Raw genomic sequence first — 23,399 nt, 5'->3', positions numbered from 1 at the left:
AACGGAGGGACACTGCCGTGACGTTCCAGAGCGCAGTCCGCAGGGCTGGCATCGTCGTGGCGATCGCCGCCCTCGCGGCGAGCGCGGGATGCGCCAAGAAGGAGGACGGCGAGACCCAGGCGAGCGGAGTCAAGCTCGTCGAGAAGGGCAAGCTCACCGTCTGCACCCACCTGCCCTACGCGCCGTTCCAGTCCAAGGACGCGAGCGGCAAGGTGGTCGGGTTCGACGTCGACCTCATGGACCTGGTCGCCAAGGACCTGGGCGTCGAGCAGAAGATCGTCGACACGCCGTTCGAGGGGATCAAGTCCGGCCAGGACCTGAACACCGGCAAGTGCGACGCCGCCGCCGCCGGCATGACGATCACCGAGGAACGGCAGAAGGTCATGAACTTCTCCGACCCGTACTTCGACGCGACCCAGGCCATGCTGGTCAAGACCGGCAAGGCGTACAAGACGCTCGACGACCTGCGGGGCAAGAAGCTCGGCGTCCAGGCCGCGACCACCGGCCGCGACTACGCCAAGAAGGTCGCCGAGGAGAAGGGCCTCCAGCTCGTCGAGTTCGAGGACCTCGCCGCCGAGCAGCAGGCGCTGGCCAACGGCCAGATCGAGGCCGCCATCAACGACCTGCCGGTCTGGACCGAGTACATCAAGGAGCACCAGGGCGGCTTCGAGGTCGCGGCCGAGTTCGACACCGGTGAGCAGTACGGCTTCTCGGTGAAGAAGGACGGCAACCCGGAGCTGCTGAAGAAGATCAACGACGCGCTCGCCAAGGCGAAGCAGGACGGCACCTACAACACGATCTACGAGAAGTGGATCGGCAAGAAGCCGACCGCCTGAGCCACCCACCCGGCCGGAGGGCGCGCCCGGCGCGCCCTCCGCCCCGGCACCCCTCCGCACCTCCCAAGGAGCGCCGAACGTGAAGCTGCGACGCCGCCAGCGAGAGCGGCTGTCCCTCTGGCTCCAGTACCTGGCCTTCGTGGCCGTCATCGCCGTGGTGATCCTCGCGGCGGACTGGGGCCGGCTGCGGGAGGCGTTCTTCCGCGTCGACATCATCGAGTCGATGTTCCCGACGGTCATCACCGTCGCGCTGCGCAACACGATCCTCTACACGCTGGGCGCGTTCGCCTTCGGCCTGGTCTTCGGCACCATCCTGGCGCTGATGCGCCTGTCCCGGGTGGCGCCGTACCGGTGGGTGGCGACGGCGTACATCGAGCTGTTCCGGGGCCTGCCCGCGCTGCTCGTGCTCTTCCTGGTCGGCTACGGCATCCCGATCGCCTTCCCCGAGCGGGAGATCCCCGGCGGCGTCTTCGGGTCGATCGCGATCGGCCTCGGGCTCACCGCCGCCGCGTACATGGCCGAGACCATCCGGGCCGGCATCCAGGCCGTGCCGAAGGGGCAGATGGAGGCGGCGCGCACCCTCGGCATGTCGCACTTCACGGCCATGCGCACGATCGTCATCCCGCAGGCGTTCCGGATCGTGATCCCGCCGCTGACCAACGAGCTGATCCTGCTCACCAAGGACTCGTCGCTGGCCTACGTGCTCGGCGTGACGGCGCAGACCATCGAGGTCACGAAGTTCGGCCGGGACACGCTCAACGACCGGGTGAACGCCACCCCGCTGCTGGTGGCCGGGCTGACCTACCTGATCATCACCCTGCCGCTCTCCCAGGTGGTGCGCCGCCTCGAACTCCGCTACGCCAAGGCTCGGTGACCCGATGACGTCCAGCCCGTCCCAGCCCGCCGTCGAGATCCGCGACCTGCACAAGTCCTTCGGGCCGCTCGAAGTGCTCAAGGGCATCGACTTCGAGGTCGGCCACGGCGAGGTGGTCTGCGTCATCGGCCCCTCCGGGTCCGGCAAGTCCACCCTGCTGCGGTGCGTCAACCTGCTGGAGGAGCCGACCGCCGGCAAGATCTGGGTGAACGGCACCGAGATGACCGACCCGGACGTCGAGATCGACGCGGTACGCCGCGGCATCGGCATGGTCTTCCAGTCGTTCAACCTCTTCCCGCACCTCACCGTGCTGGACAACCTCACCATCGCCCAGCGCCGGGTGCTGCGGCGCGGCCGCGCCGAGGCCGAGCGGGTCGCGCGGGCCAACCTGGACCGGGTCGGCCTGAGCGACAAGGCCGGCGCGTTCCCGGCCCAACTCTCCGGCGGGCAGCAGCAGCGGGTCGCCATCGCCCGGTCGCTGTCGATGGACCCCGAGCTGATGCTCTTCGACGAGCCGACCTCCGCGCTCGACCCCGAGTTGGTCGGCGACGTCCTCACCGTCATGCGCAAGCTGGCCGAGGACGGCATGACCATGATGGTGGTGACCCACGAGATGGCGTTCGCCCGGGACGTCGCCGACCGGGTCGTGTTCATGGACGGTGGCGTGGTGGTGGAGCAGGGCCCGCCGGAGGAGGTGCTGGGCGCGCCGCGGCACGAGCGGACCCGCTCGTTCCTCTCCCGGGTCCTCGACCCGACCCACGTCGCGCAGCTCGGCCGGCCCGGCGAGTCCGCCGAACCGCCCGAGGCGCCCGGCCTGCCGGCCGACGACCGCCACCAGCTGTGACCGCCGCGGCGGTGTCGTACCCCTGGCTAGGCTCGACCCCATGGGAGATCCGTTCCGGGTCCGCGTCACCGTCCGCGGCTACGAACTCGACACGCAGGGCCACCTGAACCAGGCCGTCTACCTCCAGTACGGCGAGCACGCCCGGTGGGAGTGCCTGCGGGCGGCCGGCATCCCGCAGGACCGGCTCCTCGCCGGCGGTGTGGGGCCGGTGGCCCTCGAGGTCACCCTGCGCTACCTGCGGGAGCTGCGCGGCGGCGACGAGGTGGATGTGTCCTGCGAGTTCCGCTGGGGCGAGGGGAAGACGTTCCAGATCGTGCAGGACCTGACCCGCCCGGACGGCACCCCGGTCGCCACCATCACCGGGGTGGGTGGCCTGCTGGACCTGGCCTCCCGGCGGCTGGTGCCCGACCCCCGCGTGCGGTTCCGCCAGCTCGCCAGCGACCCGGCGCCGATGAACCTCTGAGCCGCCTAGCGGCCGGCCCGCAGGTAGGCGAGCACGGCCAGCACCCGCCGGTTGGTGTCGTCGGCGGGCGGCAGGTCGAGCTTGGTGAGGATGTTCCCGACGTGCTTGCCGACCGCCGCCTCGGTGACGTGCAGCCGCGCCGCGATCGCCCCGTTGGAGTGGCCCTCGGCGACCAGCGCCAGCACCTCCCGCTCCCGGGGCGACAGGGCCGCCAGGGGATCGCGGGGGCGGCGCAGCAGGTGCCGCACCACGTCGGGGTCGACCGCCGTGCCGCCGGCCGCCACCCGGCGCAGGGTGTCGGCGAACTCGGCGACGTCGGCGACCCGGTCCTTGAGCAGGTAGCCGACCCGCCGGCCGTCGCCGCTGTCGAGCAGCGCGGCCGCGTACCCGCTCTGCACGTGCTGGCTGAGCACCACCACGGCCAGGTCGGGTCGCTCCGCGCGCAGCGCGACGGCAGCGCGGAGCCCGTCGTCGCGGTGCTCGGGCGGCATGCGGATGTCGGTCACCAGCAGCTCCGGCCGGTGGGCGCGGGCCGCGTCGAGCAGCTCGGGCGCCGTGCCCACGGCGGCGACCACGGCGAAGCCGAACCGGGTCAGCAGCCCGACCAGGCCCTCCCGCAGGAGGACCTCGTCCTCGGCGAGCACCACGCGGGTCACGGGCGGCACGGCAGCTCCACCCGGACGAGGGTAGGGCCACCGGGCGGGCTGGCGAGCAGCAGCCGCCCGTCCACCGCGGCGACCCGGTCGGCCAGCCCGGTCAACCCGGTGCCCCGGGCCGGGTCGGCCCCGCCCCTCCCGTCGTCCTCCACCTCCACGACCAGGCGGCGCTCGGGGCGGGTGAGCCGCACCTCGGCGCGGGTCGCCCCGGCGTGCCGGGCGACGTTGCCCAGCGCCTCGGAGACCACGTACCAGGCGGTGGTCTCCACCAGCTCCGGGACCGGCCGGGTGAGGTCGGCGCGCACCGTGACCGGCACGGTGGCCCGGGCGGCCAGCTCGCCGACGGCGCCGGCCAGACCCAGCTCGGCGAGCTGCTGCGGGCGGATGCCCTGCACGATCCGCCGGAGCGTGACCATCAGCTCCTTGGCCTGCTCGTGGGCGATCGCCAGCGGCTTCGCGGCGGGGGAGTCCTCGGGCACGTCGAGCCGGGCCAGGCCGAGCTGGAGGGTGAGGCTGGTCAGCCGCGGCTGCGCCCCGTCGTGCACGTCCCGCTCGATACGGCGGCGTTCCGCCTCGTACGCGCCGACCAGCCGGGCACGGGAGCGGGTGACCTCGCGCAGCGCCGGCCCGTCGGACGGGGCACCGAGCAGCCAGCGGGCCACCCCGGCCTGGGCCGCGACGAGCAGGCCGGCCAGATAGCCCAGCCCCGGCACGGCGAGCAGCGCCGCGACGGCGTACGGGACCGCCGCGCGTGGGGTGTCCACGGTGGTCCACCCGAGCGCGATCCGGTCGGCGCCGCCGGCCGCCCACGGACCCGCGAGCAGGAGGACGTCGACCAGGACGAGCAGCGCGAACATCCCGTACGCCAGCGGCACGGCGCCGCCCAGCCAGGCCGCGTACGCCACCTCGCGCCACGCCGCGCCGGTGGTGTACCGCGCGGCCAGCCCGCGCACCACGGGCCCCGGCAGCGGGCGCCCGTCGACCAGGCCCAGCCGCCAGCGTTCGACCACGGCCAGCGGGGCGCTCGCCAGCGGGGCGACGGCCACCGCGGCCAGCGCGACGACGGTGAGCACGACGACGAGGGGGAGGGCCACGGGGCGGCCCCGCTGCGCCGCGGTCACCACCGCGAGCAGCGGCGCCCCCACCACGAACAACCCGACCGCGAGGACGGCGGCGATCGGCACGGTGGTGACGGCGTACGCCAGCGCGCGCCACGGCCAGGCGGAGATCAGGTAGTGGCGCCGGCGCAGGGCTCCCGCCAGGTCCCGGGGTTCGTCCAAGGTCATGTCGTCACGCTAGCCAGGCGGTGTCCGCGCAGCCCAGCCGTCTGGACCCCCTCCCGAGGTATGCCTGGCCCTACCCTGTTCCGGCCCGTCACGCCCCGTGCGCCGGTCGCCCCTCGCACGTTGGACTGGACGCATGGATCGTGACCGTCTCGGCGCCGCCAGCTGGCTGCTCGCCGCACCCCTGTTCCTGGCCGCGAACGTGGTCGTCGGGCTGGCCTGGCGCCAGCCGCCGTTCAGCTGGGCCACCAACAACATCAGCGACCTCGGCAACGTGACCTGCGGGCTGTGGGACAGCACCCGGCCCCGCCCGGTCTGCTCGCCCTGGCACGGCGTGATGAACGGCGCGACGGCCGCCACCGGAGCCCTCCTCGCCCTCGGGGTGCTGCTCACCTGGCCGGCGCTCGGCCGCGGGGCCGCCGCCACGGGGTCGCGGCTGCTCACCCTCGCGGCCGCGGGCGGTTACGCGCTGGCCGCCGCCGCCCCGGCCGACGTCGACGAGAACCGGCACTTCCTGGCCGCACTGCTGATCTTCGTGCTGGGCAACCTCGCCATGCTGGTGGCGGCGCTGGCCCGGCGGTCGCCGGTGCTCGGCGGGATGCGGGCGGCCAGCCTGGTCCTCGGGTCCACCGGGGTGGCCGGCGTGCTGCTCTTCCTCGCGCAGGCCGACCTGGGCATCGGCGTCGGGGGGATGGAACGGGTGGCCGTCTTCCCGCTGCTGGTGTGGACCGTGCTGGTCGCGGTGCGGATGGTGCGGGCCGGGCGGGATCGACGCCTATCCTGAGCGGGTGGAGCTGGAGTTCAGCGGCGAGGTGTGGTTCTGGCGGGGGCCCGCGCCCTGGCACTTCGTCACGGTGCCCGACGAGCTGTGCGGGGAGCTGGAGGCGGCCTCGGCGTCGGTCACCTACGGCTGGGGGATGATCCCGGTGACCGCGCGGATCGGCGGGACCGGATGGGCGACGTCGCTCTGGCCGAAGGACGGGCGCTACGTCGTGCCGGTGAAGACCGCGGTCCGCCGGGCCGAAGGGATCGCGCTGGGCGACCGGGTGGACGTCCACCTGACCGTCACGCGGTGACGGACGGCGACGGGCGTGGCGCGGGACGGGAAACGGCGGGGTCCGGTGTGGCCGCGCCCGCCCGCTCCGGCGCCGGCCGGACGCCGGGTGACGCCGTTCGAGATCTTCTTCGACCTCGTCTTCGTCTTCGCCCTCACCCGCATCATGGGGCTGATCGGGCAGCGACCCACCCCGACCACCATGGTGCAGGGGCTGATCCTGCTCGTGCTGCTCTGGATCGCCTGGTCCTCGTACACCTGGTTGGGTAACCACACGCGGGCCGAGGTCGGGGTGGTCCGCGCCGGGTTCCTGGTTGCGATGGCGGCGCTGTTCGTGGCGGCGCTGGCCATGCCGGAGGCCTGGACACCGGGCCCGGGCCTGGACGGGCCGCTGCTCGTCGCGCTCGCCTACGTGGTGCTCCGCGTCGTCCACCTGGGGCTCTACCACTGGGCGGCGGCCGGTGTGCCGGGGCTGCGGGCGCGGATCCGGTTCTTCGCGGCGGTCAGCGCCGTCGGTTGGGTGCCGCTGCTGCTCGGCGCGCTGCTGAGCGGGACGGCGCACGCGGTGCTGTGGGTGGTCGCGTTCGTCATCGAGATCGGCGGGCAACGCCTGTCGTACGCGCGCCGCGGCACCTGGCCGCTGCGCAGCGCCAGCCACTTCACCGAGCGGCACGGGCTGGTGCTGATCATCGCGCTCGGTGAGTCGCTGGTCGCCGCCGGGGTGGGCGCCGCGTCGGCGGTGACCGCGCTGCCGGTCCTCGGCGTGGCGCTGGTCGGCTTCGCGATCACCGCCTGCCTGTGGTGGCTGTACTTCGACCGGGCCGGGCCGGCCGCCGCCCGCGTCCTCGCCGGGGCCACGGGGGACCGGCGGGACCGGCTCGCCTCGGACGCCTACAGCCAGACCCACCTCCTGCTGATCACCGGGGTCATCTACCTGGCCCTCGGCGTCGAACAGGTGCTCGGGCTGGTCGCCGGGCTGCACGGCGGCGACGAGCACGGTGGGGCCGCCAGGCTGACCTGGTCCGCCTCGGTCGCGCTGCACGGGGGTGCCGTGCTCTTCCTGGGCGGCCGGCTGCTGTTCCTCCGGCTCACCGGGCAGGCGGTCCCGCCGGCGCAGCCGGCCGTCGTCGTGGTGGTCGCGCTCCTGCTGCCGCTCGGTGTGCTGCTGCCGCCCGCCGCGGCTCTCGGCGTGCTCGGTCTGCTCCTGCTCACCGCGGTCGCCGTGGAGCGGCTGTCCGGGCGGCGCGGGACGACTTCTCCGCCCCGGGTTTGAAATTCCCGGGAACCGGAGAAGTGCTGGTCGCGCGGGCAGGGTGGCCCGTGTGACTACGGGAGGTGGCCATGTCACGGAGACTGCGGGCGACCGCGTTGGCCGGGGTGCTGACCCTGGCGATCAGCGGCTGCGGCGGCGTGGGCGGCGGGGGTGACTCCGGCGGCGGCGCCACCAAGGGCAGCGGTGCCCTGAGCACCATGGGCTTCGGTCTCTCGGACGAGATCGCCAAGACACGGGTGGACGCCTTCAAGAAGGACCACCCGGACGTCCAACTGAAGATCACCGAGGGCGCCTTCGACGAGCAGCAGTTCCTCTCCGCGGTGGCCTCCGGCAACCCGCCGGACCTGGTGTACATGGACCGCAAGCTGATCGGCACGTACGCCAAGCGCGGTTCGATCCAGCCGCTCACCGACTGCGTCGAGAAGCAGCAGATCGACCTGGGGCAGTACCGGCAGGCCGCCAAGGACCAGGTCACCCTCGACGGCACGGTCTACGGCATCCCCGAGTTCTCCCAGGTGCGCGTGCTCTACCTCAACGAGACGGTGCTGAAGGAGGCCGGCCTCACCGCCGACGGCGTGAACCTCGCCGACTGGGCGAGCCTGCCGGCGGCCAACACGAAGCTGGCGAAGGTCTCCGGCGGCCGGCTCAGCCGGATCGGCATCGACCCGAAGATCCCCGAGTTCCTGCCGATGTGGGCGAAGGCCAACGGCGCCGAGATGATCTCGGCGGACGGCGCCAAGGCCAACCTGACCGACCCGAAGGTGGTCGAGGCGCTGACCACCGGCCTGAAGCTCATCCAGGACCAGGGCGGCTGGGGCAGGTTCAAGTCCTTCCGGGACACCTTCGACTTCTTCGGCGCCGAGAACCCCCTGGCCAAGAACCAGATCGCCGCGTGGCCCATGGAGGACTGGTTCCTCAACCAGGCCGCCAAGAACAGCCCCAAGGCGGAGTTGGTCGTGAAGCCCTTCGTGGACCGGCAGGGCAAGCCGCTGACCATGTCCTCCGGCCAGGCGTGGGTGGTCACCAAGGGCGCCAAGAACCCGGAGGCGGCCTGCGCGTTCGTCAAGCAGATGACCGCCACCGACACCTGGTTCGCCGCCGCGAAGGCGCGGGCCGAGGCCCGCAAGGCCGCCAACCTGCCGTTCACCGGCGTCTGGACCGGAAACACCGCCGCCGACAAGAAGATCTTCGACGAGCTGTACCAGCCGACCGGCAACAAGCGCTTCGACGACGCGGTCGCCACCATTCGTGCCGCCCAGGACTCCGCGTTCGCCATGCCGGCCTCGCCGGCCGGCGCCGAGTTCGACAAGGCCTGGACCGACGCGGTGAACCGGGTGCTCTCCGGCCAGGCGCAGCCGGCCCAGGCGCTGGCCCGGGCCCAGCAGGAGGCGACCGCCGCGCTGGACAAGGCCGCGGGCTGAGCCCGGCCATGGCCACCACCGCCACCCCTTCCGTCGCGGGCCGGCGGCGCCGCACGCCGCTGGCCCGGCGGGAGGCCCGCTGGGCGTACGTCTTCCTGGCGCCCTGGATCGTCGGGTTCCTCGTGTTCACCGCCGGCCCGATGGTCGCGAGCCTCTGGCTGAGCTTCACCGAGTACGACGTCATCAACGCGCCGCGCTGGAGCGGGCTGGACAACTACCGGCAGCTCATGTCGGACCCGCAGGTGGCGCGCAGTCTCGGCAACACCGTCTACTACACAGCGCTGCACGTGCCGCTGGTGATGCTGATCTCGTTGGGGCTGGCGCTGCTGCTCAAGCGGGTCGGCCGCTGGCAGGGCTTCTTCCGCACCGTGTTCTACCTGCCGGTGATGACCCCGGCGGTGGCCGTCGGCATCCTCTTCCTGCTGCTGCTCAACACCCAGGACGGGCTCATCAACCGCGGCCTCGCGCTGATCGGGATCGACGGTCCGAGCTGGACCACCGACCCGGGCTGGGTGATGCCCGGGATCGTGCTCATGAGCCTGTGGAGCCTCGGCTCCACGGTGATCATCTACCTGGCCGCGTTGCAGAACGTGCCCCGCGACCTGTACGAGGCCGCCGACCTCGACGGGGCGGGCGCCTGGGCCCGGTTCCGCCACGTGACCCTGCCCATGATCTCGGGCTCGCTCTTCTTCACGTTGATCGTCAACACCATCGCGTCGCTGCAGATGTTCACCGAGGTCTACACCATGTACTTCGGCAACCGGCAGACCCAGAACTCCTTCAACAGCGACGCGGCGTCGTTCTACGTGATCCACCTGTTCCAGGAGGCGTTCCAGTTCCTGCACATGGGCTTCGCCTCGGCGATGGCCTGGCTGCTCTTCCTGATCATCCTGATCATCACGGCGGTACAGGTGAAGCTGAGCAACCGGTTCGTCTACTACGAGGGGGAGGACGGGTGACGACGACGAGTCAGCCGGTCGGCACCGGCGTCGCGAGCACCGTGGTGGCGCCGGCGGCGGCGCCCCGGCCCGACGCCCGGGAGGAGGGCCGGCGACCGCGCTGGCAGCGGATCCTGTTCGTGCTCGCCCTGGTGGGCGCGGCGGTGCTCTTCCTGCTGCCGTTCGTCTGGCTGATCAGCGCCTCGCTGCGCCCCCGGGAGTACGTCTTCGCCCCCGGCTTCCTGCCCACGCCGTTCGCGCCGGACAACTACGCCGAGGCCTGGCAGGCCATGCCGCTGCTCACCTGGCTGTTCAACAGCGTGGTGGTCGGTGTGGCGGCGGCCGCCGCGGCGACCCTGTCCAGCGCCTGGGTGGCGTTCGGGTTCGCGTACTTCCGCTTCCCCGGCCGGAACCTGCTCTTCGGCCTGGTGCTCGCCACCATGATGCTGCCGTTCGCGGTCACCATGATCCCGACCTACCTGATCTGGAACCGGCTCGGCCTCATCGACACCCAGGTGCCGCTCTGGGCCGGCAACCTCTTCGGGTCGGCGTTCTACATCTTCCTGCTGCGGCAGTTCTTCCTCTCGCTGCCCCGGGAGTATTTCGAGGCGGCCCGCGTCGACGGGGCGAGCTATCCGCAGCTGTTCTGGAAGATGGCGTTCCCGCTGATCCGCCCGGCCCTGCTGGTGGCGTTCGTCTTCGAGTTCAAGGCGAGCTGGACCGACCTCGTCAAGCCGCTCATCTACCTGCGCAACGAGCAGCTCTACACCCTGCCCCGCGGGCTCAAGGTGATCCTCGACCGGTTCGGGTACGGCGGCGAGCAGCAGTGGGAGATCGTCCTCGCCGGCAGCGTGATCGCCACCGTACCCATGATCATTCTGTTCTTCCTGGCCCAGCGGCACTTCGTGGAGGGCATCGCCACCACCGGCCGCAAGGGATGACCGCCCTCAGCCCGCCGGCTCGTCGAGGAACGCGAGGGTGACCGCGGCGAACAGCGGCGAGCTGAAGATGCTGTAGTGGGTCAGCCCGGGCAGGATGGCCAGCGCGTGCCCACCCTTGGGCCGGCCCTCGTTCGCCCAGCCGCCGTCGCGCAGGCCGCCGTCGAGCAGCTTGAAGACCTCCACGTAGTGGCTCGGCGGCGCCATGTCGGCGTCAGCGGCGACGATCAGCGTCGGCACCCGCAGGTTGCGGACCTCCTCGGTGAGGTCGAAGTCCTCCGCCATCAGCGCGCCGATCTTGTCGAGCAGCCGGGGGAAGTCCTCCGGGCGCGGCGCCACCCGCTGGTAGAGCTGGTACATCGGGGTGTCCTTCATGAACTCCGCGGCGGCGCCGGTCACCTGGCCCTGCTGCGCGCGCATCTCGGCGTAGATCGCGTCCGACCGGACGTGCGCGGACGCCGCGACGAGCCGGCCGAGCTTCTCCGGGTGGGCCACGGCGGCGCGCAGCGCCACCCCGCCGCCGAGCGAGTAGCCCACCAGGTCGGGCCGGTCCAGCCCGAGGTGGTCGATGAGCGCGGCGATGTCGTCGCCCATCGTCCCCAGGTCGAGCGGGCGGTCGACGTCGGCGGTGCGGCCGTGACCCTGCAGGTCGACGGCGATGACCTGGTGCCGGGCGGCCAGCGCGGGCAGCACCGGCCCGAACATCTCGCCCGACCCGAGCCCGCCGTGCAGCAGGATCAGCGGGTGCCCGGTGCCGTGCGTCTCGTAGTAGAGGTTGATGCCGTTGACCTCGGCGTATTGGCCGACGCCCGCGGCGTCGGTGGTCCAGTCGGTGGCGGTCACGGTGACGCTCCTCCCGTCCGGGGATGGTGGCGGCTGGACCCCGGCGGCACCGGCCGCGAGGTCACGACTGCGGCCTCACCCTATGCAGCCGGCGCGGCCCCTCGCTGCCCCGCCGCGCCGGCTCAGGAGAAGTGCGTCCGCGGCCGGGCGAGGCGTTCCCCGTCCACGACCAGGTCGACCTTCTCGTTGTAGAAGGCCACCAGCCCGGCGATCGGCAGCAGCGCCGCGGTGGGGAAGTCGTACGACCAGGCCAGGTCCGGGTGGACCCGGTCGCCGACGTGCACCGACCAGTAGTCGCTGGTGCGGCCCTTGTACGGGCAGGCGGTCCGGGTCTGCGACGGCACCAGGTGCCGGAAGCGCACGTCCGTGCGGCTCAGGTAGTAGCGGGTCGGCAGGCCGGTCTCGAAGACCAGCACCGGCGAGGTCGACTCGGCCAGGACCGTCCCGTCCAGCTCCACCCGGACGTGCCGGGTGGAGCGCAGCGCGTCCACCCGGGAGTACGGGCTGCGCGGGTGCACGAAGACCTCCTCGTCCTCCTCGAACCAGGCGTCCAGCGCCGACCAGTCGAAGCGGATCGTGTCCGCCAGGCCGGGCGGCGCGTCGGCGCCGTACCAGCGGGCGCAGGAGGCCCGGACGAACTCGCCGACCCGCAGCCCGTGCAGCCGCGCGGCGCCACGCCGGGTCTCCTCGGTGCGTCCCTCGTCGACCAGCAGGCCCGGGCGCACGTCGGCCGCCGGCACGTAGTACTGCGGGTAGGGCGGCCACTCCCAGACGTACCGGGCGCGGGTGGTGTCCAGCACCAGCTCGCCGGCCAGGAAGGCGCGGACCCGGCGGGGCGCCGGCTCGATCCGGCCGACCTCGGCGGCCGGACGCGGGTAGTCGGACACGGTGTCTCCTCCCGGTGGGAATGTGCGGCGGACGGTTCAACGAGCCGATGTGAGCTGGGGCACCTTCGGTGGAGGCGGGAATGAGATCGGCCGCCGGGGATTTGCTGCCAGGTGTGACAACTGCGCAGTCCACACCCGCCCCGACCGTCGAGACACCCGGTGACCTGATGAGCCGCGGGCAGCAGCTGCGCCTCGTGCTGGTGCTCGGCTCACTCATCGCGATCGGGCCGCTGACCATCGACATGTATCTGCCCGCGCTGCCGGCCATCACCGCCGACCTGGCGACCACCTCGGCCGCCGTGCAGCTCACCCTCACCGGCACCCTCGCCGGCCTGGCCCTCGGCCAGCTGCTGATCGGCCCGCTCTCGGACGCGGTCGGCCGGCGCCTGCCGCTGCTCGCCGGGCTCGCGCTGCACATCCTGGCCTCGCTGCTCTGCGTGGTCGCGCCGACCGTCCAGGTGGTGGGCGTGCTCCGGGTGCTCCAGGGGCTGGGCGTGGCCGCGACCACCGTGGTCGCGACGGCCGTGGTCCGCGACCTGTTCAGCGGCTCCGCCTTCGCCCGGCTCTTCTCCCGGCTCATGCTGGTGATGGGCGCGGCGCCGATCCTCGCACCCACCCTCGGCTCCGCGCTGCTCCGCTGGTCGGACTGGCGGGGCGTGTTCGTGGCCCTCGCCGTCTTCGGCCTCCTGCTGGTCCTGGTCGCGGCGGTCGGCCTCCGGGAGACCCTGCCGCCGGAGCGCCGCCGGCACGGAGGCGTGGCCGCCGTCGGCCGGGACTACCGCGCGCTGCTGCGGGACCGGACGTTCGTCGGGCTCGTGCTGGTCGCCGGGCTCGCCATGGCGGCGCTCTTCGCGTACGTGGCCGGATCGTCGTTCGTCTTCCAGCAGCGGTACGGGCTGGACGAGCAGCAGTTCGGGCTGGCGTTCGGCGCCGGCGCGGTCGGGCTCATCACCGCCACCCAGCTCAACGTGCGGCTGCTGCGCCGGTACACCCCGCAGCGGATCCTGGTCGCCGCGCTCACCGTCGGCACCGGGGCCGGGCTGGTCCTGGTGAGCTTCGCCGCCACCGGCGTCGGCGGCCTCCCGGCCGTGCTGGCGTCCCTCTGGGTGGTGCTCGCCGCGGCCGGACTCGCCATGCCGAACGCGCCGGCCCTGGCGCTGTCCCGGCACGGGGAGGCGGCCGGCACCGCCGCCGCGTTGCTGGGCGCCGTCCAGTTCGGCGTCGGCGCGCTCGCCGCTCCACTGGTGGGGGTGCTCGGCACCGGCAGCGTGGCGATGGCCGCGGTGGTCGCCGGTGGCATGGCGGTGGCCCTGATCGTGCTGCTCACCGTGGTCCGACCGGCGCGCCTGGCCCCGGTCGAGCCGGCCGCGGTCGCCGTGGCCGTGCACTGATCGCGGACGGTGGCCCGCCGTTGCCACCGCGGCGGCGGGCCGGCCGATAGGGTCGGGAACCGTGCGGACCAAGCAGGAGCTGGGGGCGGCGATCCGGGAGCGGCGGCGGGCGGCGCTGGTCGTCAACGCGCACTCCCGCCGGGGCCGCCGGCTCTACGACGCCGTCCACTCCCGACTGCGGGCGGCGGGCTTCACGCTGCTCGGCGCCTACCCGGTGCACCGGCCCGGCGAACTGGACCGGGTGCTCGCCGAGGCCGCCGACCTCGGGCCGGACCTGTTGGTCGCCGGTGGCGGCGACGGCACCATCGGCGCGGCCGCCCGGCTGCTCGCCCACCGGGACATGGCGCTGGGCCTCCTGCCGCTGGGCACCACCAACAACTTCGCCCGCACCGTCGGCGTCCCGCTCGACCTCGACGCCGCCGTCGGGCTGTTCACGGGCGGCAAGGTGATCGACGTCGACCTGGGGCTCATCGGCGACACCCGGTTCACCAACCACGTCGGGATCGGGCTGTCGGCCGACATCATGCTGACCGCGCCGCCCCGGCTGAAGCGGGTGGTCGGGCGGCTCGCGTACCCGCTGACCGCGCTGGGGTTGCTGGCCCGGCACCGGCCGCTGCGGGTCACCGTGCGCGCCGAGGGGCGGGAGCACGGCTTCGACACCCACCAGGTGTACGTGGCCAACGGCGGCTTCCACGCCGGCCGGCCGATCACCGCGGACGCCAACGCCGACGACCGGCTGCTGGTCGCGTACCCGGTGGGCGGGCCCACCCGGCGTGGCCTGCTGCGCGAGACGGCGCGCAACGCGGCGGCCGGGCACCGCCGCACCCTCGGCGACGAGCCGTTCCTGGCCGTCCGCCAGCTCTGGCTGGAGACGGACCGGCCCGCGCGGATCGAGGTCGACGGCGAGCCCTACGGCCAGACGCCGGTGCGCATCGGGCTCGACCCGAACGCACTGCGCCTCATGGCCGCGGCGGACAGCCCGGACCGCTGAACGATCAGTCCCGGCGGTCCTCGTCGGGGGTCGGGATCTCCTGGTTCTGCTCCACCGCGTCGGCCGGCGTGACGTCGCCGCGCACCGCGTCGGGCAGGCCGGTGGCGTCGCTGGGCGGGACCAGCACGCCCTGCTCGGCCAGGTCCGCCTCGGTCGCCTCGGGCACCGCGTCCGTGACCGTGTCCGGCGGGCCGACCACCGTCTCGTCCTGCCGCTGCTCCTGCGCGTCGGCCTCCGGGGGCCGGCGCAGCGGATCCTCGTCGCCGATGCTCATCGCGGTCCCCGGCCCGTCACCGGCCACGCTGGACGTACGGCGCGGTCTGGTCGGCCACCTCGCCGTACTCGGTGGGAAGCTGGGCGACCACGTCCTCGTAGCCGGCGGGGTCGACGGCGTCGCGGAGCACGTCGAACACGGCGGTCACCCCGTCCTTGGCCCGGTCCACGTCGATGTCGGCGCGCTCGCTGACCCGCTCCACGAACGCGTCGAGCCCGAACCGCTCACCGGTCTCGCTGCCGCCGAACGCGTACGCCCGCAGCGCCTCGGGAAGCCGGTCGGCCAGGTCCCGGGCCTCTCCGCCGTCGATCCGTTCCGCGAGTGTGGTCAACGTGGCCCTCGTGACGGCCGTGGCCTGCTCCGACGACATGCCGCAGCGCTTCGCCACCGCGCCGATGAACTCGTCCTGGTTCACCTCGACGCCTCCCTCTCGGCTGGAAGAAGCCGTCTTCCCGCGCTCCGCCGCCGCAAACGGAACGGCGGCCCCGGCGCACCGGGGCCGCCGTCGACGGACCGTCAGCGGTAGACGTGCACGGGCGTGCCGATGCGGATGGTGGCCCAGAGCCGGTCCATCGCGGGGACGGGCACCCGGACGCACCCGTGGCTGGCCGGGTAGGTGGGCACGGAGGTGGCGCCGTGCACCGCGTAGCCCCGGTAGAAGTAGTTCGGCCGCCACAGCAGGCCGAGGTCGCTCTGCCGCCAGCCGTCGATGCGCCGCTGCACCGTCCAGTTGCCGGTCGGCGTGGGGGTGCTGGCCTTGCCGCTGGAGGCGTCCAGGATGCGGACCACCACCCCGTTCTTGGCCAGGTAGACCACCTGCCGCGCGAGGTTGGCCTCCACCGAGTAGCCGGGGTGGGTGTACTTCGGCTTCGGCACGACCGGACGGTCGAGCGCCGCCCAGGTGCGCGGCCCCACGATGCCGTCGCGGGCCAGGCCGTTGACCTTCTGGAAGGCGACGACCGCGTGGTGCGTGGACGGCCCGAAGATGCCGTCCACCCCGCCCACGTCGTAGCGCAGGGCGGTGAGCCGCGTCTGCAGTGTGGTGACCGCGGCGCCCCGGGACCCCTGCCGCAGGGTCGGCCTGCTGGTGACGGCGAGCGTGACGGCCGTGGCGGTGGCCGGGGCGACCGACGCGGCCGGGGCGGCCGACGCCGGGGCGGCGGCGGCCGGGCCGGCCACGCCGGCCAGGCCGGCGGCGACCAGGAGGGCCGTCCCGAACGCGGCGGGATGGCGGTGGCGCCTGGTGTGTGACGAGACGGGAATCATCGTCCCTCCCTTCCGAACTCCTACCCGGAAGGTAGTTCGCGGAAGAGGAAAAGTCTGCGCGTTCGTCCGGTTCCTGCCCCGATCAGGCGACCCGGGGCGCCGGTAGAGGCGGCAGGGCCACGCGCCGGGTCGTACCCGAGACGTCGCCCGTGCGTTCGACGGACGGCTCCGGGGCCGCGCCCTCGACGGCGAGGGTCCCCGGCCCGGCCGGGTCGCTCCCGTCGCCGGCGGCGCGGACGGCGGTGAGCAGCGCGACCAGCCGGCCCACGTCGTCGGCGGGCATCCGGAACGAGCCGCGGCACGTCGTGCCGCTCCACAGCGACAGCACCACGGCGCCACGGTCGGGGTGGTAGCTGACCCGCAGCGTCCGGTCCTCGCCGCGCAGGTCGGTGAACAGGTCCCCGAAGCTGGGCATCGGTCGCACCTCTCCCATCCACCCAGGATGCCCGGTCGCGGCGCCCGGTGGAAGGGCTCGCCGCGCCGGCCGCCGCGGGCGGGGGTAGCGTGCACCGCGGAAACGCGCAGCGCAGGGAGGTCCGGACAGTGCAGACGACAACCGTGGACGTGCCGACCGGCGACGGGGTGGCGGACGCCCTCCTCGCCCGGCCCGACGGGGACGGGCCCTTCCCGGCGGTCCTGGTCTTCATGGACGCGTTCGGGCTCCGGCCCAGGATGGCCGAGATGGCCGAGACGATCGCCGCCCGCGGCTACGTGGTGCTGGTGCCGAACCTGTTCCACCGCTTCGGCCGCGCCCCGCTGGTCGACCTGTCCGGCCTGCACGACGAGAACCGGCGCGGCGAGCTGTTCGAGAAGATCTCCCCGATGATCGGCGCGCTGACCCCGGACGTCATCGCCCGGGACACCACCGCCTACCTGGACTTCCTCGCCGGGCAGCCCGGCGTGGCGCCCGGCCCCGCGGCCCTCACCGGCTACTGCATGGGCGGCACCAACGCCCTGCGGGCCGCCGAGGCGCACCCGGACCGGATCGCCGCGGTGGCCGCCTTCCACGCCGGACGCGTGGTGACCGACGCACCGGACAGCCCGCACCTGGGTGTCGGCGCGGTCACCGGCGAGCTGTACTTCGGCCACGCCGACCAGGACCCGTCGATGACCGCCGAGCAGATCGCCACCCTGGAGAAGGCCCTGGACGCGGCCGGCGTCACCTACCGCTCGGAGGTCTACGCCGGGGCCCGCCACGGCTACACCCAGGCCGACACGCCGATGTACGACGAGGCGGCCACCGAGCGGCACTGGGCCGCCCTGTTCGACCTGCTCGGCCGCACCTTCCGCCGCTGACCCCGCCCGGGGCGCCGGCGGGGTGGCGGCCGCCGGTCAGAATGGGGCGGTGGAAACCGACCTGCTGCCGATGATCGCCGCCGAGCGGCGCCGGACGGCCGACCTGATCGACTCGCTCACTCCGGCGCAGCTGGACACCCCGAGCCTCTGCGGCTCGTGGACGGTTCGGGAGGTCGCCGGGCACCTGGTGTCGCCGCTTGTCGGATCACCGTGGACGCTGCTGCCGCTGGTGCTGCGCGCTGGTTTCCGGCCGCATGTGGCCAACGCCCTGCTGGCCCAGCAGGTGGCCCGGAGACCCGCCGCCGAGCTGGCCGCCGCCCTGCGCGAGCACGCGGAGCGCCGGTTCCGGCCGCCCGTGGTCGGATACTTCGGCCAACTCACCGACCTGCAGGTGCACGGGCTCGACATCCGCCGGCCGCTCGGCCTCCCCGCCGACCTGGACCCCGACCGGGTGCGCACGTCGCTGGACTTCCTGACCGGCGGCCGGGCGGTCGGCTTCGTGAACCGGCGCCGGGTGGCCGGGCTGCGGTTCGAGGCCATCGACCTGGGCTGGGCGTCCGGGGCCGGGCCGGTGCTGCGGGGCACCGGCGAGGCGATGCTGCTGACGCTGACCGGTCGCCGGGTGGTCCTGCCGGAACTGGACGGCGACGGCGTCGCGGTGCTGGCCGGCCGCTGGCCCGGCTGACGCCCCGCAGAGCCGGCCGGCGGAGCAGCCGCGCCGCAACCCGGACGATTCACCCGCGCCGCGCCGGGTAACCGCCGCCATGGCCGACGAGCGCCCCGACACCGTCCGCTCGCCTCTCGACCAGGCTGCCGACCGGGCCGGGCGGGAGCTGGCCCACGTCCGCGCCGAGGGCTTCGCGGCGGGCCGGCTGCGGCTGCGGCAGCTGGAGGTCACCATCGTGATCGCCGTGCAGGCCGGGCTGGCCGCGGCGCTCGCCGCGCTGCTCGCCCAGCGCCTGCTCGGTCCCGGCGCACACGTCTTCGCACCGGCCGCCGCGGTCGGCACCATCGCCACCGCCATCGGCCAGCGGGCCCGGCGCACCTTCGAACTGCTGGTCGGGGTGGGGCTCGGCATCGTGGTCGGCGACGTGCTGCGCGACCTGCTCGGCTCCGGGTCCTGGCAGACCGGCCTGGTGGTGACCCTGGCCATCGCGACCGCCCTGCTGGTCGCCGGGCGCGGCGGCGCCCTGGTCGGCCAGGCCGGCGGTACGGCCGTGCTGATCGCCACCCTCGCCCCGGTCGAACCCGGTCTGGAGCTGCCCCGGATCTTCGACGCGCTGGTCGGCGGCATGGTCGGCCTCCTCGTGGTGGCACTGCTGCTGCCGGTCAACCCCCTGCGGGTGCTGGACCGGGCGACCGAGCCGGTCGTCACCACGCTCACCACCGAACTCGATGCCGTCGCCCGGGCGCTGGCCACCCGGGACGCCGACGCGGCCATCCGCTCCCTGGAGCGGATGCGGGCGCTCGACGCCGACGTGGGGCGGCTCAACGACGCGCTCAGCGGGGCCGAGGAGGTGGTCACCCTGGCGCCGGTCCGCTGGCACCGGCGCGCCCGGTTCCACCGGTACGCGGAAGCCGCGCAACACCTGGAGCGGGTGATCCTCTACGCCCGCTCGGTGGCCCGCCGCTCCGCCACCGCCCTGCAGTACGGCGAGCCGATCCCGCCGACCCTGGCCGAGGCCGTGACCCGCCTGAGCGAGGCCGTCCGCATGATGCGCCACGAGTGCCGGGGCGCCGAGGACCTGACCGACACCCGCCGGCTGGTCCGGGAGAGCGCCGAGCTGGCCGGCCGGGCCTGGGCGCAGGGGGTCCGCTCCTACGGCGACGGTGTCGTCACCGACCTGCGTACGGCCGACAGCGAGGTGCTGCGGGCCACCGGGTGCGACCCGGACGACGCCAACCGGATCGTGCGCACGGCGGCCGGGGCGGGCGAGGCGGAACTGCGCCCGCCGCTGCGGGCCCACCTGGCCCGGGCGGTTCCGCGCGACCCGCGGGCCCGGCGGCTGACCCGGGTGGCCCGGCGCCGGCGTGGCCGCCCCGACGCGTTCCGCCCGCCGACGCGCACACCCCGCCCGACCTGATCCCGACGCGCCGGCGAACCGGAGCCACGGGCCGGGAAGTGGCCGCTCCCACGCACCGCTCCCGCTGGCTAGCGTCGGCCCATGAGCATCGACCGCGCAGAGCTGTCCCGGCGCTTCGCCGCGCTGACCACCGCCCACGTGGCCGACGCCTGCCTGCGGGCGGCTGTCCCGGTGCGCTGCGCACCGGCCGGCGTCCGTCCCGTGCTGGCCGGCGGCCGGCTGGCCGGCCGGGTGCTGCCGGCCCGGCACGTCGGCAGCGTCGACATCTTCCTCGAGGCGATCGACCGGGCCGCCCCCGGCGACGTGCTGGTGGTGGACAACGACGGGCGCTGCGACGAGGCGTGCGTCGGCGACCTCGTGGTGCTGGAGGCGCGGGCCGCCGGGCTGGCCGGCCTCGTGGTCTGGGGCCTGCACCGGGACACCGCCGACATCCGGGCGGTCGGGCTGCCGGTGTTCAGCCTGGGCGCCACCCCCACCGGCCCGCAGCGGCTGGACCCGCGGCCGGTCGAGGCGCTGGCCTCGGCGCGGGTCGGGCGGTGGACGGTCGACCCCGGCGACGTGGCCCTGGCCGACGAGGACGGGGTGCTGTTCGTTCCGGCCGGCCGGGCCGGCGAGCTGTTCGGCCTCGCCGAGTCCATCCGGGACACCGAGCGGCGGCAGGCCGACCGGATCCGGGCCGGCGAGCCGCTGCGGGCCCAGGTCGGGTTCGGGGCGTACCTGGCGGGCCGGGCCGACGACCCGGCGCTGACCTTCCGGGAGCACCTGCGCGCGGTGGGCGGCGCCATCGAGGAGTGAGGCCGGCCGGCGCTCAGGCGCCGCGGGCCCACAGGGCCAGGCGCACCCGGTTGGGACTGTCCGTCTTGGTCATGAGGCTGGTGATGTGGGTCTTGACCGTGGTGACGCCGATGTGCAACCGGTCGGCGATCTCGGTGTTGGACAGGCCCTCGGCCACCAGGTTCAGCACGTCCCGCTCGCGGGTGGTCAGGCCGTGCGCCGGCCGCGGCGCGTCGGCGCGCGCGTGCACCGCCCGCTGGACCAGCCGCCGCAGCACCTCCGGGCTGAACGGGCTGTCCCCGGCGGCCGCCCGGCGGATGCCGTCGAGCAGGTCGGCGGGCGGTGCGTCCTTGAGCAGGAACCCGCAGGCGCCCGCGGTCAGCGCGGGATAGAGGTGGTCGTCGTCGCCGAACGTGGTGAGCACCAGCACCCGGGTGGCGGGACGCTCGGCGAGGATCCGGCTGGTCGCCGTGATGCCGTCGACGCCGGGCATCCGCAGGTCCATCACGACCACGTCGGGCAGCAGCCGCGCGGCGAGGTTGACCGCCTCCCGGCCGTTGTCGGCCTCGCCGACCACCGTCAGGTCGGGCTGGGCGTCGCACAGCATGCGCAGGCCGGCGCGGATGAGGTGCTGGTCGTCGACCAGCAGGACGCGGATCACGCCGGCTCCGGCGCGTGCGGGCCGGCGGGCCGCGGGCGGGGCGCCACCGGCTCCGGCGGGCGGGCCGCCGGATCGGGCGGGCCGTCCGGTGCGGTGGCCGCCGCCGGCAGGACGGTCCGAACCCGCCAGCCGGCACCGCTGGGACCGGCCTCCAGCCGCCCGCCCAGCACCTCGACCCGTTCCCGCATCCCGGTGAGGCCGTGGCCGCCGCCGGCCGGCACCGCGGCGGGCGTCGGCCCCCGCCCGTCGTCGGACACCTCCCAGTGGACGGCGCCGTCGACCACCGCCACGGTCAGCCGGGCCCGCGCCGCGGTGCCGGCGTGCTTGGCCACGTTGGTCAGCGCCTCCTGGGTCAGGCGCAGGACCGCCTGGCCGCGCACCGCGTCCAGCGCCCCGACCGCCGGGTCGACGTCGGCCTCCACGGTGACGCCCGCCTGCCGGGCCCGGTCCACGGCCGCGTCCAGCGCCGCGGGGACCGCCGACGGCTCGATCGCGGTCAGCGCGGCGTCGCGGACCCCGGCGGGGTCGCGCAGCACCGCCACCAGGCGGCGCAGGTCCTCCAGCGCCGCCGCCCCGGTGCCGTGCACGTCGTCGAACACCTCGCTCACCCGCGGATCCAGTTCCGGCAGCACGTGCCGGGCCACACCGACCCGCAGCACCATCGACGCGACGTGGTGCGCCACCACGTCGTGCAGCTCCCGGGCGATGGCGCTGCGCTCGTCGGCCCTGGCGGCGCGGCTCTCCGACTCCCGCCGGCGCTGCTCCGCGGCGGCCCGCTCCTCGGCCTGCCGGGCCAGCTCCCGGCTGGTGCGGATGAGCAGGCCGAGCAGCAGCGGCACGCCGACCTCGACGATCAGCCCGAACACCCCGGACAGCATCCGCCGGACCGGGTCGCCGATCGAGTCGGTCAGGTCGACCACGACCAGCAGCCCGGCCGCCAGCCAGATGGTGCGGGACCGCTCGGCCCGCATGGTCAGCTCCAGCAGAGCCCAGCTGGCACCGACCTGGTTGATGGTCGTGTCGTCGACCAGCGTGAAGGCGACCGCCAGCAGCGCGGCCTGCGCCACCAGGTTCACCAGGGGCCGACGGTGGAACAGCGGGGCGGCGGCGAACGCGGTCAGGGCCAGCGCCCACTGCGTGGCCGTCGGCACCTGATGGCCCTGGGCGCCGAACACCAGGTAGCCCAGGCCGCTGAGGTCCAGCAGCAGCATCCGCGCGAGCGTGTCCCGCGTGTCGAACAGACGACTGACCGAGCCCACGACGCCAGCCTAGGCGGTGGGGTCGGCGGCCGGGGGGACCGCCGGCCGGCCCCACGCGGCGCGCGGTCCGAGGTGGGCGGCCAGGCCGGTGCCGGTGCCGGTCATGCGGCCACCACCACCGGCTCCGGCCGGCGCTGCGCGCGGGCCAGGACCGCACCGGTGGCGGTCGCCGTCGCCGCGACCAGGGCCGCCGCGACGGCCAGGGTGAGCGCGTCCGGACGCAGCAGCGGCTGGCCGCGCAGCGCCTGCCAGGTGAGCAGGAGCGTGGCCCCGCCGTACGCCGCGCCGGCGACGAGCACCAGGCGGGCCCGGGCCCGCTCGTCCAGCCGGGTGCGGAGGAAGCGGTCGAGCAGGATGGCCAGCAGCGGCAGCGCCTGGAGGGCGTGCAGCCCGACGAAGTGCCCGATCCGCAGGTCACCGCCCGTGGTGCTCCAGCCGACCAGCGGCAGCCCGGGCCCGCCGTCCGCCACGCCGACGCTGTGCGCCCCGCTGATCCCCTCGGCCGCCGACTCGGGCGTGCGGGTCACCATCGGGACGGCGACCAGCATGCCGAGCAGGGACAGGCCGAGGCCCAGCCGGACGGCGTACCCGGCGGCCCGGTCCGCCGCGCGTCCCATGAGCGCCACGATCCCGATCACCAGCTGGGCGACGAAGAGCACCATGATCGCCGCGCCCATGGCCGAGAACAGGGCGGCGTTCAGCGGGGTGGTGCCGTTGAAGTGGCTGGTGGTGCCGCGCAGCACCTGCGCGACGATGATCGCCATCTCCACCACGGCCACCGCGACGATCAGGGTGGCCGCCCACTCGGCGACCCGGCTGCGGCGCGGCAGCAGGGTGAGCATCCAGGCGAGGGTGATGCCGTACAGCACGAACGAGACGGCGAACTTCAGCGGCTTGAGCCAGATCGGCGCGCCGGTGAGCACCCGCGGGTCGGCCACGACGCCGACCGCCGCGACGACGGTGAGCGCCGCCATCGCCACGACGAAGAGTACGAGGGGGCGGTGCCAGCGCGCCGCCCGGTTCAACACGGTAGTCATGCCTGTAGATGCTGGTGGGCCGGCCGCCCGGTCGCGCCCGACCGGAGGCCCCGATG

At 74.4% G+C, this 23,399-nt stretch carries 27 protein-coding genes; 16 read left to right on the top strand and 11 right to left on the bottom strand.

The genetic code is table 11. The features are described from left to right. The first annotated feature begins 17 nt into the window (after positions 1-17). The 4 genes from NFX44_RS02890 to NFX44_RS02875 all read left to right on the top strand — a co-directional run bounded on the left by NFX44_RS02890 (position 18) and on the right by NFX44_RS02875 (position 3,017). Entirely contained in the window at positions 18-836 is an 819-nt protein-coding gene (locus tag NFX44_RS02890) for a basic amino acid ABC transporter substrate-binding protein (protein WP_262281893.1), read from the top strand. A gap of 79 nt (positions 837-915) precedes the next feature. Next, positions 916-1,710, top strand: coding sequence for an amino acid ABC transporter permease (locus NFX44_RS02885; protein WP_262281892.1), 795 nt, complete (start codon positions 916-918; stop codon positions 1,708-1,710). A 4-nt stretch (positions 1,711-1,714) separates the two neighbouring features. Next, positions 1,715-2,554, top strand: coding sequence for an amino acid ABC transporter ATP-binding protein (locus NFX44_RS02880; RefSeq protein WP_262281891.1), 840 nt, complete (start codon positions 1,715-1,717; stop codon positions 2,552-2,554). 40 nt (positions 2,555-2,594) lie between these two features. After that, on the top strand, positions 2,595-3,017 hold the full coding sequence (locus NFX44_RS02875; protein ID WP_262281890.1) for a thioesterase family protein: 423 nt from the start codon (positions 2,595-2,597) through the stop codon (positions 3,015-3,017). Between the two features lie 5 nt (positions 3,018-3,022). On the opposite strand, the gene NFX44_RS02870 is transcribed toward NFX44_RS02875, so the two are convergent. Next, positions 3,023-3,682: a response regulator transcription factor gene (locus NFX44_RS02870; RefSeq protein ID WP_262281889.1), complete on the bottom strand. Its 660-nt coding sequence runs from the start codon at positions 3,680-3,682 to the stop codon at positions 3,023-3,025. Then, positions 3,670-4,959, bottom strand: coding sequence for a histidine kinase (locus NFX44_RS02865; protein ID WP_262281888.1), 1,290 nt, complete (start codon positions 4,957-4,959; stop codon positions 3,670-3,672). The genes NFX44_RS02870 and NFX44_RS02865 overlap by 13 nt, the downstream gene beginning before the upstream one ends. Before the next feature lie 133 nt (positions 4,960-5,092). Between NFX44_RS02865 and NFX44_RS02860 the strand changes: the two genes are divergently transcribed. The 6 genes from NFX44_RS02860 (at position 5,093) to NFX44_RS02835 (ending at position 10,583) form a co-directional block, all read left to right on the top strand. Beyond that, positions 5,093-5,740, top strand: coding sequence for a DUF998 domain-containing protein (locus NFX44_RS02860; protein ID WP_262281887.1), 648 nt, complete (start codon positions 5,093-5,095; stop codon positions 5,738-5,740). Positions 5,741-5,744: 4 nt separating this feature from the next. After that, positions 5,745-6,032, top strand: a complete 288-nt coding sequence (locus NFX44_RS02855; RefSeq protein WP_262281886.1) for a DUF1905 domain-containing protein — start codon at positions 5,745-5,747, stop codon at positions 6,030-6,032. Between the two features lie 87 nt (positions 6,033-6,119). Then, a complete protein-coding gene (locus NFX44_RS02850) occupies positions 6,120-7,283 on the top strand; it encodes a low temperature requirement protein A (protein ID WP_262281885.1) in 1,164 nt (387 codons plus the stop codon). A 68-nt stretch (positions 7,284-7,351) separates the two neighbouring features. After that, entirely contained in the window at positions 7,352-8,704 is a 1,353-nt protein-coding gene (locus tag NFX44_RS02845) for an extracellular solute-binding protein (protein ID WP_262281884.1), read from the top strand. 8 nt (positions 8,705-8,712) lie between these two features. Continuing rightward, entirely contained in the window at positions 8,713-9,663 is a 951-nt protein-coding gene (locus NFX44_RS02840) for a carbohydrate ABC transporter permease (RefSeq protein WP_262281883.1), read from the top strand. Next, positions 9,660-10,583 (top strand): carbohydrate ABC transporter permease, encoded by a 924-nt coding sequence (locus tag NFX44_RS02835; RefSeq protein ID WP_262281882.1) that lies wholly within the window; start codon positions 9,660-9,662, stop codon positions 10,581-10,583. Before NFX44_RS02840 ends, NFX44_RS02835 begins: the two co-directional genes overlap by 4 nt. 6 nt (positions 10,584-10,589) lie before the next feature. Here NFX44_RS02835 and NFX44_RS02830 read toward each other — a convergent pair whose 3' ends face one another. Both NFX44_RS02830 and NFX44_RS02825 read right to left on the bottom strand, forming a co-directional pair. Further along, positions 10,590-11,360 (bottom strand): alpha/beta fold hydrolase, encoded by a 771-nt coding sequence (locus NFX44_RS02830; RefSeq protein ID WP_262282002.1) that lies wholly within the window; start codon positions 11,358-11,360, stop codon positions 10,590-10,592. 185 nt (positions 11,361-11,545) lie between these two features. Then, the gene (locus tag NFX44_RS02825) at positions 11,546-12,310 is read right to left on the bottom strand and encodes a DUF427 domain-containing protein (protein WP_262281881.1); all 765 of its coding nucleotides are present in this window, start codon (positions 12,308-12,310) and stop codon (positions 11,546-11,548) included. Positions 12,311-12,477: 167 nt separating this feature from the next. On the opposite strand from NFX44_RS02825, the gene NFX44_RS02820 reads away from it, so the two are divergent. Continuing rightward, positions 12,478-13,701, top strand: coding sequence for a multidrug effflux MFS transporter (locus NFX44_RS02820; RefSeq protein WP_262282001.1), 1,224 nt, complete (start codon positions 12,478-12,480; stop codon positions 13,699-13,701). A 61-nt stretch (positions 13,702-13,762) separates the two neighbouring features. Further along, entirely contained in the window at positions 13,763-14,692 is a 930-nt protein-coding gene (locus NFX44_RS02815) for a diacylglycerol kinase family protein (protein ID WP_262281880.1), read from the top strand. A gap of 4 nt (positions 14,693-14,696) precedes the next feature. Here NFX44_RS02815 and NFX44_RS02810 read toward each other — a convergent pair whose 3' ends face one another. The 4 genes from NFX44_RS02810 to NFX44_RS02795 all read right to left on the bottom strand — a co-directional run bounded on the left by NFX44_RS02810 (position 14,697) and on the right by NFX44_RS02795 (position 16,647). Continuing rightward, positions 14,697-14,966 (bottom strand): hypothetical protein, encoded by a 270-nt coding sequence (locus NFX44_RS02810; RefSeq protein ID WP_262281879.1) that lies wholly within the window; start codon positions 14,964-14,966, stop codon positions 14,697-14,699. Between the two features lie 16 nt (positions 14,967-14,982). After that, positions 14,983-15,381, bottom strand: coding sequence for a DUF2267 domain-containing protein (locus NFX44_RS02805; RefSeq protein WP_262281878.1), 399 nt, complete (start codon positions 15,379-15,381; stop codon positions 14,983-14,985). 101 nt (positions 15,382-15,482) lie between these two features. Continuing rightward, positions 15,483-16,232, bottom strand: a complete 750-nt coding sequence (locus NFX44_RS02800; protein WP_262281877.1) for a L,D-transpeptidase family protein — start codon at positions 16,230-16,232, stop codon at positions 15,483-15,485. A gap of 82 nt (positions 16,233-16,314) precedes the next feature. Then, positions 16,315-16,647, bottom strand: coding sequence for a hypothetical protein (locus tag NFX44_RS02795; protein ID WP_262281876.1), 333 nt, complete (start codon positions 16,645-16,647; stop codon positions 16,315-16,317). 128 nt (positions 16,648-16,775) lie between these two features. Between NFX44_RS02795 and NFX44_RS02790 the strand changes: the two genes are divergently transcribed. From NFX44_RS02790 to NFX44_RS02775, 4 genes are all read left to right on the top strand, one after another. Then, positions 16,776-17,528, top strand: coding sequence for a dienelactone hydrolase family protein (locus NFX44_RS02790; RefSeq protein WP_262281875.1), 753 nt, complete (start codon positions 16,776-16,778; stop codon positions 17,526-17,528). 49 nt (positions 17,529-17,577) lie between these two features. Beyond that, positions 17,578-18,213: a maleylpyruvate isomerase family mycothiol-dependent enzyme gene (locus NFX44_RS02785; RefSeq protein WP_262281874.1), complete on the top strand. Its 636-nt coding sequence runs from the start codon at positions 17,578-17,580 to the stop codon at positions 18,211-18,213. Positions 18,214-18,292: 79 nt separating this feature from the next. Continuing rightward, positions 18,293-19,612 carry an FUSC family protein gene (locus NFX44_RS02780; RefSeq protein ID WP_262281873.1) on the top strand — a complete coding sequence of 440 codons (1,320 nt, stop codon included), beginning with the start codon at positions 18,293-18,295 and terminating at the stop codon, positions 19,610-19,612. Positions 19,613-19,693: 81 nt separating this feature from the next. Next, entirely contained in the window at positions 19,694-20,407 is a 714-nt protein-coding gene (locus NFX44_RS02775; protein WP_262281872.1) for an RraA family protein, read from the top strand. Positions 20,408-20,420: 13 nt separating this feature from the next. On the opposite strand, the gene NFX44_RS02770 is transcribed toward NFX44_RS02775, so the two are convergent. From NFX44_RS02770 to NFX44_RS02760, 3 genes are all read right to left on the bottom strand, one after another. Further along, complete coding sequence (locus NFX44_RS02770; protein ID WP_262281871.1) at positions 20,421-21,047, bottom strand: response regulator transcription factor; 627 nt, start codon at positions 21,045-21,047, stop codon at positions 20,421-20,423. Continuing rightward, positions 21,044-22,306: a sensor histidine kinase gene (locus NFX44_RS02765; protein ID WP_262281870.1), complete on the bottom strand. Its 1,263-nt coding sequence runs from the start codon at positions 22,304-22,306 to the stop codon at positions 21,044-21,046. Before NFX44_RS02765 ends, NFX44_RS02770 begins: the two co-directional genes overlap by 4 nt. Before the next feature lie 101 nt (positions 22,307-22,407). Continuing rightward, the gene (locus NFX44_RS02760) at positions 22,408-23,343 is read right to left on the bottom strand and encodes a hypothetical protein (protein WP_262281869.1); all 936 of its coding nucleotides are present in this window, start codon (positions 23,341-23,343) and stop codon (positions 22,408-22,410) included. Between the last annotated feature and the right edge of the window lie 56 nt (positions 23,344-23,399).

The sequence above is a fragment of the Micromonospora sp. MA102 genome, assembly GCF_025460765.1.
GTDB lineage: Bacteria > Actinomycetota > Actinomycetes > Mycobacteriales > Micromonosporaceae > Micromonospora > Micromonospora halotolerans.
The sequence above is the reverse complement of the archived record's forward strand: the minus strand, read 5'-3'. Positions and strand labels throughout refer to the sequence as shown.

Coding starts and splice junctions, on each gene's coding strand:
- NFX44_RS02865 (WP_262281888.1), bottom strand. CDS start 4,959: ATGACCTTGGACGAACCCCGGGACCTGGCGGGAGCCCTGCGCCGGCGC.
- NFX44_RS02875 (WP_262281890.1), top strand. CDS start 2,595: ATGGGAGATCCGTTCCGGGTCCGCGTCACCGTCCGCGGCTACGAACTC.
- NFX44_RS02810 (WP_262281879.1), bottom strand. CDS start 14,966: ATGAGCATCGGCGACGAGGATCCGCTGCGCCGGCCCCCGGAGGCCGAC.
- NFX44_RS02820 (WP_262282001.1), top strand. CDS start 12,478: ATGAGCCGCGGGCAGCAGCTGCGCCTCGTGCTGGTGCTCGGCTCACTC.
- NFX44_RS02845 (WP_262281884.1), top strand. CDS start 7,352: ATGTCACGGAGACTGCGGGCGACCGCGTTGGCCGGGGTGCTGACCCTG.
- NFX44_RS02880 (WP_262281891.1), top strand. CDS start 1,715: ATGACGTCCAGCCCGTCCCAGCCCGCCGTCGAGATCCGCGACCTGCAC.
- NFX44_RS02760 (WP_262281869.1), bottom strand. CDS start 23,343: ATGACTACCGTGTTGAACCGGGCGGCGCGCTGGCACCGCCCCCTCGTA.
- NFX44_RS02800 (WP_262281877.1), bottom strand. CDS start 16,232: ATGATTCCCGTCTCGTCACACACCAGGCGCCACCGCCATCCCGCCGCG.
- NFX44_RS02780 (WP_262281873.1), top strand. CDS start 18,293: ATGGCCGACGAGCGCCCCGACACCGTCCGCTCGCCTCTCGACCAGGCT.
- NFX44_RS02840 (WP_262281883.1), top strand. CDS start 8,713: ATGGCCACCACCGCCACCCCTTCCGTCGCGGGCCGGCGGCGCCGCACG.
- NFX44_RS02860 (WP_262281887.1), top strand. CDS start 5,093: ATGGATCGTGACCGTCTCGGCGCCGCCAGCTGGCTGCTCGCCGCACCC.
- NFX44_RS02775 (WP_262281872.1), top strand. CDS start 19,694: ATGAGCATCGACCGCGCAGAGCTGTCCCGGCGCTTCGCCGCGCTGACC.
- NFX44_RS02795 (WP_262281876.1), bottom strand. CDS start 16,647: ATGCCCAGCTTCGGGGACCTGTTCACCGACCTGCGCGGCGAGGACCGG.